The following is a 12,624-nucleotide window of genomic DNA, read 5'->3' on the forward strand; positions in this document are numbered from 1 at the left end:
GATCAGGAAGCGGCGCGAAGAATGATCAACGAATTGACCGATTGTGGTCAGCGTGCGCGGAGGGCGGCGTCGGCGGCGGTGAGCGCCTGCCGGGCGTAGCCGCCGCCGAACAGCACGGTGTGCACGAGCAGGGGGAACAGCTGGTGCAGGGGTACGCGATCGGTCCAGCCGTCGGAGAGCGGGGAGCCCGCGTCGCGGGCGGCTTCGACGTAGGCGCCGAGGATGTGGTCGAGCAGGGGTGTGCCGAAGAGGCGGAGCATGGCGAGATCCGTCTCGCGGTGCCCGCCGTGCGCGGCTGGGTCAATGAGCCACGCCCTGCCGTCGGCGGCCCAGTGGACGTTGCCGCTCCAGGCGTCGCCGTGCAGCCGGGCAGGCGGCTCGGGTGCCGCGGCGAGCTCGGGAAGGCGCGCGCAGACGTCGTCGAACACCGCGGCCTGCCCGGTGGTGAACAGGCCCTGGCGGACGGCGTCGCGCACATACGGCTCGATCCGGTCGCGCGCGTAGAACTCCGCCCAGTCCGCGCGCGGCTCGGCGCGCATGGGCGCGAGGCCGATCCACGCGTCGGCCGGGCCACCGGGCGGCGGTGACCCGAACGCGGGCGCCCCGCGCAGGTGCAGTGCCGCGAGCCCGCGCCCGAACTCCTCTGCCGCCTCGACGCTCGGCGCTCCCGGCGCGACGAAGTCGAGCACGATCCACTCGCCGTCGGCCCCGTGCACGCCGGGCACCGGCACGTCGCCGGACTCGCCGAGCCAGCGCAGCCCGGCCGCCTCGGCGAGCGTCGCGTTCACGCCCGCGCCCCGCTTGGCGACCACCTGGCCGCCGCCGGACAGGCTCACCACCACGGCGCCGCCGAGCGAGTAGGTCCGCCCCGGCTCGACGCCGACATGCCGCCGCACCGCCGCCCTGGCCTCCTCGGCGGTCATCGCCGTTCCCGCACCCAGTCGAGCAGTCCCGGCATCGCGCGCTCGATCATGCCGAGCACGTCGGTGAAGCCGTCGCCGTCACCGTAGTAGGGATCGGGAACCTCGGAGTGCGGCGGCGCGGTGGGATCGAAATCGCGCAGCAGCACCACTTTCCCGGGATCGTCGACGAGCGCGCAGACGTCCCGCAGATGACCCTTGTCCGCCACCAGGAACAGGTCGGCGTCGCGGTGCGGCTCGCCGATCTGCGCGGCCACGTGTTCGACGTCGTAGCCGTTCGCCTCCAGCGTCGCGCGGGCGCGCGGATCCGCGGGCTCGCCCACGTGCCACGGACCCGTGCCCGCGCTGCTGACGTGGACCTCGCCGGCGAGCCCCGCTTCGCGGAGGTGCTCGCGGAAGACGATCGCCGCCATCGGCGAGCGGCAGATGTTTCCCGAGCACACGAAACAGACGTGCATGCCCCCAGTGTCGCAAGCCGGATTTTCGCGTTCGACGGGGACACACCTGCCGCAAGACCTAGCCCCCGATGCGGCGAACGTACTAAGCTCCCGATCTCGTCAACGGCCCGAGTCTCGCCTTCGTTGGCGGGAGCAAGCAGACACCACAGGTCATTGGGGGCTCCCATTTCCCTGTCCACCGCGAACCGCGCCAACGTCGAGCGCTCGCCGCAGAACCGGGCCCTGCTCGTCCTTCTCGTCACACTGATCGTCACCGGTGGAGCCTGGGTGTGGATCACCCTCCAGACCTCCGCCGCCGACCGCATCCCGGTCGCCGTCGCGGGCGGGGTCACCGCCGCGCTGCTCTGCGCCGCCGTGTTCTTCGCGACACTGCGCGATCAGCAGGTGCGCGCCGCGCGTGAGGAGGTCAACGGGCTGCAGGGCGAACTCGACCGCCTCGCCGACGACACGTTGCCCGCCGCCGCGCGCAGGCTGCGCGAGGGTGCGTCGGCCAACACGGTCTTCACCGAGATTCCCTTGCCGGACAACGAAACCCACGAGCGCATCCTGCGCACGCTGACCAAGGAGATCAGCGTCGGGCACCGGCAGCGCGCCGCCGCGATGGCCGCGTGCGCCAACGCCGCCGGGCGTGTGCAGGCACTCGCGACGAGCATGCTCGCCGATCTGCGCGACATGGAGAACCGGCATTCCGAAGAGGTGCTGGGCGATCTGCTCAAGCTCGACCACAGCACGGCGCAGGCGGGCCGTCTCGCCGACAGCATCGCGGTGCTCACCGGCGCCCGGTCCGGAAGGCGCTGGACCAAACCGATCGTGATGGAGAGCATCCTGCGCGGGGCGATGGGCCGGATCAGGGCCTACCAGCGCGTGCGCATCCACTCCGCCAGCACCGCTGCGATCGTCGGCTACGCCGCCGAGGACGTGATGCACGCGCTGGCCGAGCTGATGGACAACGCCACCAAGTTCTCCGCGCCGTCGGAGGAGGTCCACGTCTACGTCGAGGAACTGCACACCGGCGTGGTGGTGACCATCGAGGACGGTGGGCTCGGCATGAAGCCGCAGGCTCTGGAGCGCGCCAAGACCGCGGTCTCGACCACTGAGTCACTGGACCTGACCAAGCTGTCGGGCACCCGGCTCGGCCTCGCCGTGGTCGGCTGCCTCGCGCGCAAGCACGACCTGCACGTGTTCTTCCGGCCGTCCTCGCGCGGCGGAACCGGTGTGGTGCTGCGAATTCCGAACCAGCTGGTGACCCAGCCGCGGCCGGAGTTCCCGGCGCCCACCGCGCCGCAGCCCGCCGTCACGGCGACCGGTTCGGTGCGGACGGCCTCGGCCGGCGGGACGCGGACGCCGTCCGGCGAGACGATGACGGCCGTGCTCGACGGAGAGCAGCCCGAGCAGCCTCAGCAGTTGCGCAGCCTGCCGAAGCGGCGCCGGGGCCAGACGCTCGCGAACTCGCCGCAGCCCTCTCCGTCGCCGAGGACCCAGCATCCGCCGAAGCCCCGCACCGACGCGGGGGCGAAGTTCGGCGCCTTCCGGCAGAGCACCTCGCGCGGGCAGAACCCCGATTCGCCCTCGGCCAACCAGGACCGCTAGCAACAGATTGGAGTGAGGGGCGAAGCCGTGCCCGGTGCCCAGCCCGGCACGAGGCGCCCCGGATACCCGATGAGCACGACGAATCCGAACCTCGAATGGTTGCTGGAGAACCTGGTCGACTCCACGCCGGGTGCCACGCACGCACTGGTGCTGTCCAGGGACGGCCTCAAGCTGTGCCACACCCGCGCGCTCGGCGTCGACAGGGCCGACCAGCTTGCGGCCATCGCCGCCGGGGTGCAGGCGCTGTCGCAGAGCGCGTCGGTGGAATTCGGCGACGGCACCGGCGGGGTCCGTCAGTCCATGACGGAATTCCACGGTGGGTTCCTGTTCATCGTCGAAGCGGGGGAGGGCGCGCACCTCGCCGTGCTCGCGTCCGAGGAGTCCGACGTCGGCCTCATCGGGCACAAGATGGACGAGTTGGTCGAGCAGATCGGCGCGTTCCTCACCTCGCCGCCACGTCACCCCCGGCACAGCCAGCCGGCATGATGGTCCGAGGCGCAGTCGACAGCGAGGACCCCGACCGGCTCTACACCCTCACCGGGGGCCGCAGCCGGGCGGAGGCCAGGGACCTCGATCTCGTCACGTTGATCGTGAGCGAGGCCGACCCCACTCCGGGCATGCAGTCCGAACACGTCAAGATCCTGCGGACCTGCCGGTTCCCGACCGCGGTCGTCGAGCTCTCCTCCGAGCTCGCCCTGCCCGTGAGCGTCGTGAAGATCCTGGTGTCCGATCTGCTCGACGCGGGCCAGGTCTCAGCGCGGCACCCCACCTCGCCCCGTGCCAGCGCCGAACTGCCGGATCCCGCATTCCTCAAGAAGGTGCTCGTTGGACTCCACAATCTCTGATCCCATCGAAAGAACGCCGCTGCCCAGTACGGCCATGGAGGGCCTGAAGATCGTGGTTGTCGGCGGCTTCGGGGTCGGCAAGACGACGATGGTCCGCTCGGTCAGCGAGATCCGCCCGCTGAACACCGAGGAGACCATGACGCAGGCCGGTCTCGGGATCGACGACAACGGCGGCGTCGCCGACAAGACCACCACCACGGTCGCGTTCGACTTCGGCCGCATCAGCCTGAGCGAACAGCTCGTGCTCTACCTGTTCGGCGCGCCGGGCCAGGAGCGGTTCTGGTTCCTGTGGGACCGCCTGTTCTCCGGCACGCTCGGCGCGGTGGTGCTCGTGGACACGCGCAGGCTCGAGGACTCCTGGTACGCGATCGACCGGCTGGAGCACCACGGGACGCCGTTCATCGTGGCACGCAACAACTTCCCGGGCCCCCAGCACGGCCTCGACGACGTCCGCGACGCGCTCACGTTGTCCCCGGACGTGCCGCTCATCGAGTGCGACGCGCGAGAACGCGACTCCGCCAAGCACGTCCTGATCACCCTCGTCAACCACCTCTACGCGCTCTCATCGGCCAGGGAGACCGCCTCATGACCGACCCGCAGCACGCCCGGCAGCACGGCCCCGTCCGGCTCTACGGGCCGCGGTTCCAGCAGGACCCGGCGGCGTTGTACGCCGAGATCAGGAACACCTACGGGCCCGTCGCGCCGGTGCTGCTCGACGGCGACGTGCCCGCGTGGTTCGTGTGTGGCTACCGCGAGGTGCACCAGGTCACCAGCGACTCGCAGCTGTTCGCCCGCGACACCCGCAGGTGGAACATGTGGGAGCAGGTGCCCGCCGACTGGCCGCTGCTGCCGTACGTGGCCCACAACCCGTCGGTGATGTTCACCGAGGGCGCCGAGCACCAGCGCAGGGCGGGCGCGATCGGCGACGCGCTCGGCGCCTTCGACCAGTTCGAGCTCGCGCAGCACTCGGAGCGGGTCGCCGACACGCTCATCGACGCCTTCGCGGGCAGGGGCGAGGCCGACCTGATGGCGCAGTACGCGCTGCGCATTCCGCTCAACGTGATCGCGCAGATGTTCGGCATGCCGGAGTCGGAGACGCCGGAACTGGTGCGCGACATCGCCGAGTCGCTCGACACCGGGCCCGGCGCGGCCGACGCCTACCTGCGCGTGCAGAAGACGATGAGTAAGCTGCTCGCCGCCAAGCGGGCCATGCCGGGCCCGGACATCCCGTCGTACCTGCTCGAGCACGACGCGAACCTCACCGACGACGAGATCGTGCAGGACCTGCTGGTGGTGACCGCCGCGGCGCAGCAGCCCACGGCCAACTGGATCGGCAACACGATCCGGCTGATGCTCACCGACGAGCGGTTCGCGCTGACGCTCGCGGGCGGGCGCGAGAGTGTCGGCCAGGCTCTCAACGAGGTCCTCTGGCACGACACGCCCACGCAGAACTTCATCGGCCGCTTCGCCACGCGCGACACGCAACTCGCCGGCATGCGCATCAGGACCGGTGACATGCTCGTGCTGGGCCTGGCCGCCGCGAACGCCGACCCGAAGGTGCGGTTGGAGTCGCCGGACTCGGTCGGCAACCACGCCCACATGTCCTTCGGGCACGGCGAACACGGCTGCCCCTACCCGGCCCCCGAGGTGGCCGAGGTGATGGCGCGGACCACGGTCGAGGTGCTGCTCGACCGGCTGCCGGACCTCGCACTCGCGGTGCCGCCGGACGCGCTGGAGTGGCATCCGTCCGTGTGGATGCGAGGTCTGGCGAGCCTGCCGGTGCGGTTCACGCCGACGTACGCGCCCGCGGGGTTGGGGTGAAGCGGACCGGCAGCGAAGCCGGGCCCCTCGTGAACACGCCCTGCTCGACCGGGGCCGCGCCCTCGGCGAGCTCCAGGTCCGGCAGGGCGTCGAGCAGCTGACCCACCCCGACCTCGACCTCGCTCTTGGCGAGCAGCGCGCCGACGCAGAAGTGCCTGCCCAGCGCGAAGGACAGGTGCTGGGCCGCCGCCGAGAACGCGGTGTCGGTGGGCAGATCGTCGCGGAAGATGTCGAACGTGTCGGGGTTGGCGAAGCGGCTGGGGTCGCGGTTCGCGGCCCCGATCAGGCACGTCACGGTGCTGCCCGCCGGTACGGTGCCTCCGCCGAGCTCCACGTCCTCCGCGGGCTGCCGCATGATCATGTGCACCGGCGGCGTGTAGCGGAGGGTCTCCGCGAACGCCCTCGGGATGAGGCCGTGGTCCTCGCGCACCGCCCGCAGCTGCTCCGGGTGCTCCAGCAGGTTCTTGATGATGCTGGCGATCGCCTTGTCGGTGGTCTCGCCGCCCGCGGCCAGTAGCAGGCTCACGAACGCCTTGATGTCCTCGTCGCTCATGCTGTGGCCGTCGACCTCGGCGGCGCACAGCGTGGAGAGCAGGTCGTCGCCGAGGCTCCGCCGCCGCTCGCGGATGATCGGGATCATGTACTCGGCCAGCTCGTCGCGGGTGCGCAGGCCGTCGGCCGCGACCTGCTCGTCCTGGCTGAGGTTACCGAGGAACGCGATGATCGAGGTGTACCAGCGCTGGAAGCGCGCGTGCTCGGCGCGGTCGAGGCCGAGCATGTCCACGATGACGTTGATCGGGAAGTGCCGCGCGTAGTCGTTGACGATGTCGGCGGTGCCCCGCTCGCGGAAGGCGTCGATCAGCTCGGCGGAGTTGCGCTCGATCACCGGCAGGAACTTCGCCTGCAGTTCCTGGCCCCGGAACGCGGGGGCCACGAGGGCACGGCGCACCGCGTGCTCGCGCCCGCTCATCTGCAGGATCGTCTTGCCGTGCACGGGTTCGAGCTGCCAGTCGTAGTTGTCGGTGGTGAACGCGGGCTCCTTGAACGCCCTGGCCACGTCCTCGTAGCGGGAGACGATGTAGCTCTGCATGGGCTCGTGCCAGATCAGCGGGGAGTCCTCGAGCATGATCCGGTAGGCGGAGTAGGGATCCTCGGCGAATTCGGCGGACAGGATGTCGGGTACTTCGCGAGCCGCGGTCATTGCGCTCCTCGGTCAGCCGGGAAAATGACCGTACGAGGCTAGCGATGATCATGGTCGCGCTGGGGCGTCCCGCGCCAAGTTCAGACGGTTGGCCTAAGCGGGTGATGCTCGTGCGAGGATCGTGCGCATGTCCGTGAGCGTTGCCGACGTGATCGCCGCACTGGACGCGGCGTACCCCCGTGAGCTGGCCGAATCGTGGGACGCGGTGGGCCTCGTGTGCGGTGATCCCGCCGAGCCCGCCGACCGCGTGCTGGTGTGCGTCGACCCCGTCGCCGCGACCGTGGACGAGGCGGTCGAGCGGGGGGCGCGGCTGATCGTCGCGCATCACCCGCTGCTGCTGCGCGGCGTGCACGGCGTCGCGGCCGACTCTGCCAAGGGCTCGCTCGTGCACCGCATGATCCGCGAGGGCATCGCGCTGTTCTGCGCCCACACCAACGCCGACTCGGCCAATCCCGGCGTCTCCGACGCGCTCGCCGCCGCACTCGGGCTGACCGTGCTGCGCCCGCTCGCGCCGCACGCCGGCGACGCTGCCACCGGCATCGGCCGCATCGGCGAGCTGCCCGAGCCGGAACCGTTCGCCCGGTTCGTCGAGCGCGTCGGCGCGGCACTGCCGTCCACGGCGCCCGGCGTGTACGGGGCGGGCGACCCAGATCGTCCCATTAGGACGGTCGCCGTGTCGGGCGGAGCGGGCGACGGCTATCTGGCCGCAGCCACCGAGGCCGGCGTCGACGCCTACGTCACCGCCGACCTCCGGCACCACCCGGCGGGCGAGCACCTCGAGCAGCGCGGCCCGGCGCCCGCGCTGGTCGGCGTCACCCACTGGGCGAGCGAGTGGCCGTGGTGCGGGCAAGCCGCCGAGGTGATCCGGGCTGCGGGTAACGTCGAGGTTCACGTCTCCACGCGGTGTACCGACCCGTGGAACGTCCGAGCGAACGGGAGTACGAAGTGAAGGCAGACCCCGCCGTGCAGCGGCAGCTGCTCGACCTCGCCAAGGTGGACGCCGAGCTCTCCCGGGTGGCGCACCGGCGCCGCACCCTGCCCGAGCTGACCGAGATCGGCGAGGCGGAGAAGACGCTGCGGGAGCGCAGGGACGCGCTGGTCGCCGTGCAGACGACGGCGTCGGACCTCGACCGCGAGGTGCAGCGGCAAGAGCGCGAGGTGGAGTCGGTGCGGGCCCGTGCCGACCGCGACCGCAAGCTCATGGAGTCGGGCTCGGTCTCGGCCAAGCAGCTCACCGATCTGGAACACGAGCTGGCGACGCTCGACCGGCGGCAGTCCGCGCTCGAGGACGACCTGCTGGAGCTGATGGAGCGGCGCGAGGCCGTCGAGCTGGACGTCCAGCGCACGAGTGCCGAGGTGAGCAGCGCCGAGCAGCAGCTCGCCGACGCGGGCAAGCGGCGCGACGAGGCGTTCGCCGACCTTGACGCGACCCAGGCCCGCCGCGACGAGGACCGCGCCGCGCTGGTGCCGAGGTTCCCCGCCGACCTGCTCGCGCTGTACGAGCGCGTGCGGGAGCAGAAGGGCATCGGGGCCGCGCTGCTGCGCTCCCGCAGGTGCGGCGCCTGCCAGCTGGAGCTCGACCGCTCGGCGATCTCGGAGATCAAGGCGGCGGCCGAGGACGAGGTCGTGCGGTGCGACAACTGCGGGGCGATCATGGTGCGCACCCTGGAGTCGGGTCTGTGACCGAGCACGTCGTCGTCGAGGCCGACGGCGGGTCGAGGGGCAACCCCGGCCCGGCGGGCTACGGCGCGGTGGTCAAGGCCGTCGACAGCGGGCAGGTGCTCGCCGAGCGCAAGCAGGGGCTCGGTGTGGCGACCAACAACGTGGCCGAGTACCGGGGCCTGATCGCGGGCCTGGAGGCGGCCGAAGAGGCCGGTGCGTCCACTGTGGACGTACGCATGGACTCGAAGCTCGTGGTGGAGCAGATGTCCGGGCGGTGGAAGATCAAGAACGCCGCCCTGCAACCGTTGGCTACGCGGGCACGTGAACTGGCGGGCCGGTTCACGCGCGTGCGGTACGAGTGGATCCCGCGGGCCCTCAACTCCCATGCCGACCGGCTCGCCAACGAGGCGATGGACACGCAGGAATCCGGGTCGGCCTCAAAGGAGCCCGCCGAGGACGACAAGGGGCCTGACCGGGTCAGCCCGACGGGCTGGACGGGCGCGACGGGCACGCCCACGCGGCTGCTCCTGCTGCGGCACGGGCAGACGGAGATGTCCGTGGAGCGCAGGTACTCCGGACGCGGCGACGTCGGCCTGACCGAGCAGGGCAGGTGGCAGGCCCAGGCCGCGGCGAAGCGGCTCGCTGGCATGGAGGGCGTCGGCGACGAGCCGCTGCCGATCGTGGCGTCGCCACTGACGAGGACGATGCAGACGGCGCAGGCGGTGGCCGACGCCGTCGGCGGGCGGGTGAGCACGCTGCCGGGGCTGGTGGAAACGGACTTCGGGGAATGGGAGGGCCTGACGTTCGCGGAGGCCACGCGCCGCGACCCCGAGGTGCACCGGCGGTGGATGAGCGACACCTCGGTGGCCGCCCCGGGCGGTGAGAGCTTCGACCAGGTGCACAAGCGGGTACGGGCAGCGCTCGACGAGCTGTTCGCGACGTACCCGGGCAAGACGGTCGTCGTCGTCAGCCACGTGACGCCGATCAAGTCGCTGCTGCGCGTGGCGCTGGAAGCGGGCCCGTCGTTGCTGTTCCGCCTGCACCTCGACCCGGCGTCCCTCTCGATCGCCGACTTCTACCCGGACGGCAACGCCTCCGTCCGCCTGGTCAACGACATCTCCCACCTCCGCTGAGCCGGGCCCCCCGGAAGGGAGCAAGGGAGCTTTACTCCCGTTTGGCGGGAGCAAAGCTCCCTTGCTCCCGCATGAGATCACCCCTTTGGAGCACGGGCCGGGAGGGCGGGCGTACCCTCGTCCAGTGGACGAGTTGGCAGGGCGGCCGCGACCTCGGTGCCCGCGAGGGCGCCGGGCCGAGGAAAGTCCGGACTCCGTAGGGCAGGGTGGTTGCTAACGGCAACCCGGGGTGACCCGCGGGACAGTGCCACAGAAAACAGACCGCCCCGCGGCAACGCGGGGTAAGGGTGAAACGGTGGTGTAAGAGACCACCAGCGTCCCGGGTGACCGGGACGGCTCGGTAAACCCCACCCGGAGCAAGGCCAAGAGGGAGCTCACGCTCCTGCGCAGGCGTTCGAGGGTAGCCCGCCCGATGCCTGCGGGTAGGCCGCTGGAGCCTGCCGGCAACGGCAGGCCGAGATGGATGGCCGCCGCCCGCGTTCGCGCGGGAACAGAATCCGGCTTACATGCCAACTCGTCCACCTCACGCCTCCCCGTTCTCCGCCGGAAAGTGATGGCCTGGAGACGGGCGTTCTCGCGTGGTCGGTTCCCCGTCGTGCGACGGAGTCGTGGTGTGGTCGGTGGCGAGGTCCGCGCCCGTGGGCAGCGGCTCGGTGTCTTCGTCCGCGTCGTGGTGGCCGGGCGCCTTGCTCGGCGCCGAGGTGAGTGCGGGCCCTCCCCAGCGGTGTGGGTTCTCGTCGTCGTCGAACCGATGTCTGCTCATGGTGTGTTGGGTCAGGGCCGGCGCAGGGCCTTGATCACGAACTGGCCGAGGACGAGGTAGAGCAGGGCCGCCAGGCCGTAGTTCATGACCACGCCCAGGACCGCGTCCTCTGGGGTGAAGACGTCGCCCAGGCCGAGTACGAGCGCCTTGGCGACGGTGTAGATGGTCGCGACGAACCCGTTGCCCTGGTTGGCGTCCAGCACCACGAACAGGATGTGGAGGACGAACACGGCGACGACCACACTGACAACGGCCCGAACCAGCGCGATAACGGTATTGGCACCGTCGTCGCGGCGCCGCTCGGTCCCGGGGGCGCGGTCGGCGTACCCGGCTGCACGCGGGTCGCCGCGGTACGGGTCGGAACCGTGGTAGGGGTCGTAAGTCATGGCCGCGGATTCTGACAACGCGGTTCGTGAATAACAACCCCCTTTGAGATATGGACCACCATCTCTCGGTCAGGCGTCATAACCTGCGGAAACGAACGCTTTTCACAATTCTTCAGAGGGTAGGGGAGCAATTCTGCGCTTCACGCGTTCTACCCTGTCCGGGTGAACGGCAGACGAGGCATGGTGTGAGCGAGGTCGGGCAGTTGCTCGCCGGCCGCTACCGGCTGCGGCGTCGGCTGGGCAGCGGCGCGATGGGCGTGGTGTGGAAGGCCGTTGACGAGCGGCTCGGCCGCCCGGTCGCGGTGAAGCAGTTGCTCCGCCAGGCCGGCGCCGACACCGAGCAGGCCGAGGAGGCGCGGCAGCGGGCCATGCGTGAGGCGCGGATCGCCGCCAAGCTCCGGCATCCCCATGTGATCGCCGTGCACGACATCGACGAGCACGGTGGTTCGCCGCTGCTGGTCATGGAGTACTTCCCCGGTCGCAGCCTCGCCGATGTCCTCGCCGACGGGCCGTTGACCCCGATCGAGGTGGCCGACATCGGCGCGCAGGCCGCCTCGGCACTGGCCGCGGCGCACGAGGCCGGGATCGTGCATCGCGACGTCAAACCGGGCAACATCCTCATCGGCGACGACGGCGCCGTGAAGATCGCCGACTTCGGGATCTCCCGCGCCACCGGCGACATCACCGTGACCCAGACCGGAATCCTGGCCGGCACGCCCGCCTACCTCGCGCCCGAGATCGCCCAGGGCAAACCGGCCACGGCCGCCTCGGACGTGTTCTCCCTCGGCACCACGTTGTACGCGGCGGTGGAGGATGTCCTGCCCTTCGGTCAGGACGAGGACAACCCGATCGCGGTCCTGCACCGGGTCGCCGCCGGGGTGTTGCCGCCGCCGCGGTATGCCGGTCCGCTCGCGCCGGTGCTGACCGCCGTGCTCGCCACGGATCCCGCCGCGCGACCCACCGGCGCCGAGGCCGCTCAGGCGTTGCGCGCCGTGGCGGGGGGTGTGGAAGTCGTGCCCGCGCCCGTAGGGCCTGCGCTCGTCGGTGCGGGAGCGCCGGACGCCGCCACCGATCCGATGGCGGGCACGAACGCGCCCACGATGACCGTGCGGCCGGCGCCCGGCGGCTCCGGCACCCGGCTGGACCTGCGGCCGTTGGACGACCTGACGCCCGAACAGCCCGCCACCCCGGCGCCACCTCCCCGTCCCCGCCGCCGGTGGTGGCTCGCCGCGGCAGGCGCGTTCGTCGCGCTCGTGCTGGCCGGGCTCGCCCTCGCGAACTGGGCCGGCGACAACGACGCCGCCACCGGAACCACGACCGGACCACCAGCGCCCACCACGCGCGCACTCACCGCGGCGGACCTGCAGAAGGTCGTCTCTGCCTTCTACGCCGCGCTGCCCGAGCACCCCGACCGCGCCTGGGTCCACCTCGCGCCCGCACTCCGCGCGCAGGGCAAGGACCGGTTCGACGCCTACTGGGCGGGAGTCGAGACCGTCGAGATCATCTCGGCACCCCGCGCCACCGGCAAGGACACAGTCCACACCGGCGTCACGCTGACCAGGATCGACGGCACAACGGTGACCGAGTTCCACCAGTTCGGCGTCGCCGACATCGACGGCGCGCCGAGGCTCGTCACCGACACCATCCTGCACAGCCAGACCACGGCACCCACACCGCCACCGCCACCGGCCGAGGACAACCGCGGTGACGACGACAAAGTGGACGAGGACCGCAAGGGTGAGGAGGACAAGAAGGGCGAGGAGGACAAGAAGGGCGAGGAAGAAAAGAACGGCCACGACGGTGGCGGCGACTGAGCCGGAGACGCACCCGGCCGACCATTCCGTC

The 12,624-nt window shown here is 71.2% G+C and carries 14 protein-coding genes and 1 other RNA gene; 10 read left to right on the plus strand and 5 right to left on the minus strand.

Translation table 11 applies throughout. The features are described from left to right. Window positions 1-47: 47 nt before the first annotated feature. Together BA062_RS06870 and BA062_RS06875 are read right to left on the minus strand one after the other, a co-directional pair. Entirely contained in the window at window positions 48-923 is an 876-nt protein-coding gene (locus BA062_RS06870) for a fructosamine kinase family protein (RefSeq protein ID WP_110335214.1), read from the minus strand. Beyond that, window positions 920-1,378 carry a low molecular weight protein-tyrosine-phosphatase gene (locus tag BA062_RS06875; protein WP_110335215.1) on the minus strand — a complete coding sequence of 153 codons (459 nt, stop codon included), beginning with the start codon at window positions 1,376-1,378 and terminating at the stop codon, window positions 920-922. The genes BA062_RS06870 and BA062_RS06875 overlap by 4 nt, the downstream gene beginning before the upstream one ends. A gap of 222 nt (window positions 1,379-1,600) precedes the next feature. Here BA062_RS06875 and BA062_RS06880 point away from each other — a divergent pair, with 222 nt between their 5' ends. From BA062_RS06880 to BA062_RS06900, 5 genes are all read left to right on the plus strand, one after another. After that, a complete protein-coding gene (locus BA062_RS06880) occupies window positions 1,601-2,968 on the plus strand; it encodes a sensor histidine kinase (protein ID WP_425452870.1) in 1,368 nt (455 codons plus the stop codon). A gap of 69 nt (window positions 2,969-3,037) precedes the next feature. Continuing rightward, on the plus strand, window positions 3,038-3,454 hold the full coding sequence (locus BA062_RS06885; RefSeq protein WP_110335217.1) for a roadblock/LC7 domain-containing protein: 417 nt from the start codon (window positions 3,038-3,040) through the stop codon (window positions 3,452-3,454). Next, the gene (locus BA062_RS06890) at window positions 3,454-3,813 is read left to right on the plus strand and encodes a DUF742 domain-containing protein (RefSeq protein WP_110335218.1); all 360 of its coding nucleotides are present in this window, start codon (window positions 3,454-3,456) and stop codon (window positions 3,811-3,813) included. Before BA062_RS06885 ends, BA062_RS06890 begins: the two co-directional genes overlap by 1 nt. Window positions 3,814-3,847: 34 nt before the next feature. Then, window positions 3,848-4,402 (plus strand): GTP-binding protein, encoded by a 555-nt coding sequence (locus BA062_RS06895; RefSeq protein WP_210406784.1) that lies wholly within the window; start codon window positions 3,848-3,850, stop codon window positions 4,400-4,402. Then, window positions 4,399-5,634 (plus strand): cytochrome P450, encoded by a 1,236-nt coding sequence (locus BA062_RS06900; protein WP_110335220.1) that lies wholly within the window; start codon window positions 4,399-4,401, stop codon window positions 5,632-5,634. The genes BA062_RS06895 and BA062_RS06900 overlap by 4 nt, the downstream gene beginning before the upstream one ends. Here the strand turns inward: BA062_RS06900 and BA062_RS06905 are convergent. Continuing rightward, a complete protein-coding gene (locus tag BA062_RS06905; RefSeq protein WP_110335221.1) occupies window positions 5,600-6,835 on the minus strand; it encodes a cytochrome P450 in 1,236 nt (411 codons plus the stop codon). The genes BA062_RS06900 and BA062_RS06905 overlap by 35 nt on opposite strands. Window positions 6,836-6,962: 127 nt before the next feature. Here BA062_RS06905 and BA062_RS06910 point away from each other — a divergent pair, with 127 nt between their 5' ends. The 4 genes from BA062_RS06910 (at window position 6,963) to rnpB (ending at window position 10,151) form a co-directional block, all read left to right on the plus strand. Further along, complete coding sequence (locus BA062_RS06910; protein ID WP_110335222.1) at window positions 6,963-7,784, plus strand: Nif3-like dinuclear metal center hexameric protein; 822 nt, start codon at window positions 6,963-6,965, stop codon at window positions 7,782-7,784. After that, window positions 7,781-8,518, plus strand: coding sequence for a zinc ribbon domain-containing protein (locus BA062_RS06915; protein WP_110335223.1), 738 nt, complete (start codon window positions 7,781-7,783; stop codon window positions 8,516-8,518). The genes BA062_RS06910 and BA062_RS06915 overlap by 4 nt, the downstream gene beginning before the upstream one ends. Then, window positions 8,515-9,630, plus strand: coding sequence for a bifunctional RNase H/acid phosphatase (locus BA062_RS06920; RefSeq protein WP_110335224.1), 1,116 nt, complete (start codon window positions 8,515-8,517; stop codon window positions 9,628-9,630). Before BA062_RS06915 ends, BA062_RS06920 begins: the two co-directional genes overlap by 4 nt. A 129-nt stretch (window positions 9,631-9,759) precedes the next feature. Next, window positions 9,760-10,151: RNase P RNA component class A (gene rnpB, locus BA062_RS06925), an RNA gene on the plus strand. Between the two features lie 2 nt (window positions 10,152-10,153). Here rnpB and BA062_RS06930 read toward each other — a convergent pair. Further along, a complete protein-coding gene (locus BA062_RS06930; RefSeq protein WP_110335225.1) occupies window positions 10,154-10,393 on the minus strand; it encodes a hypothetical protein in 240 nt (79 codons plus the stop codon). Window positions 10,394-10,404: 11 nt separating this feature from the next. Further along, window positions 10,405-10,779: a hypothetical protein gene (locus BA062_RS06935; RefSeq protein WP_245959703.1), complete on the minus strand. Its 375-nt coding sequence runs from the start codon at window positions 10,777-10,779 to the stop codon at window positions 10,405-10,407. A gap of 185 nt (window positions 10,780-10,964) precedes the next feature. Here BA062_RS06935 and BA062_RS06940 point away from each other — a divergent pair, with 185 nt between their 5' ends. Beyond that, a complete protein-coding gene (locus BA062_RS06940) occupies window positions 10,965-12,593 on the plus strand; it encodes a serine/threonine-protein kinase (RefSeq protein WP_245959704.1) in 1,629 nt (542 codons plus the stop codon). Window positions 12,594-12,624: the final 31 nt, after the last annotated feature.

It is taken from the genome of Prauserella flavalba, assembly GCF_003202235.1.
Lineage (GTDB): Bacteria > Actinomycetota > Actinomycetes > Mycobacteriales > Pseudonocardiaceae > Prauserella_A > Prauserella_A flavalba.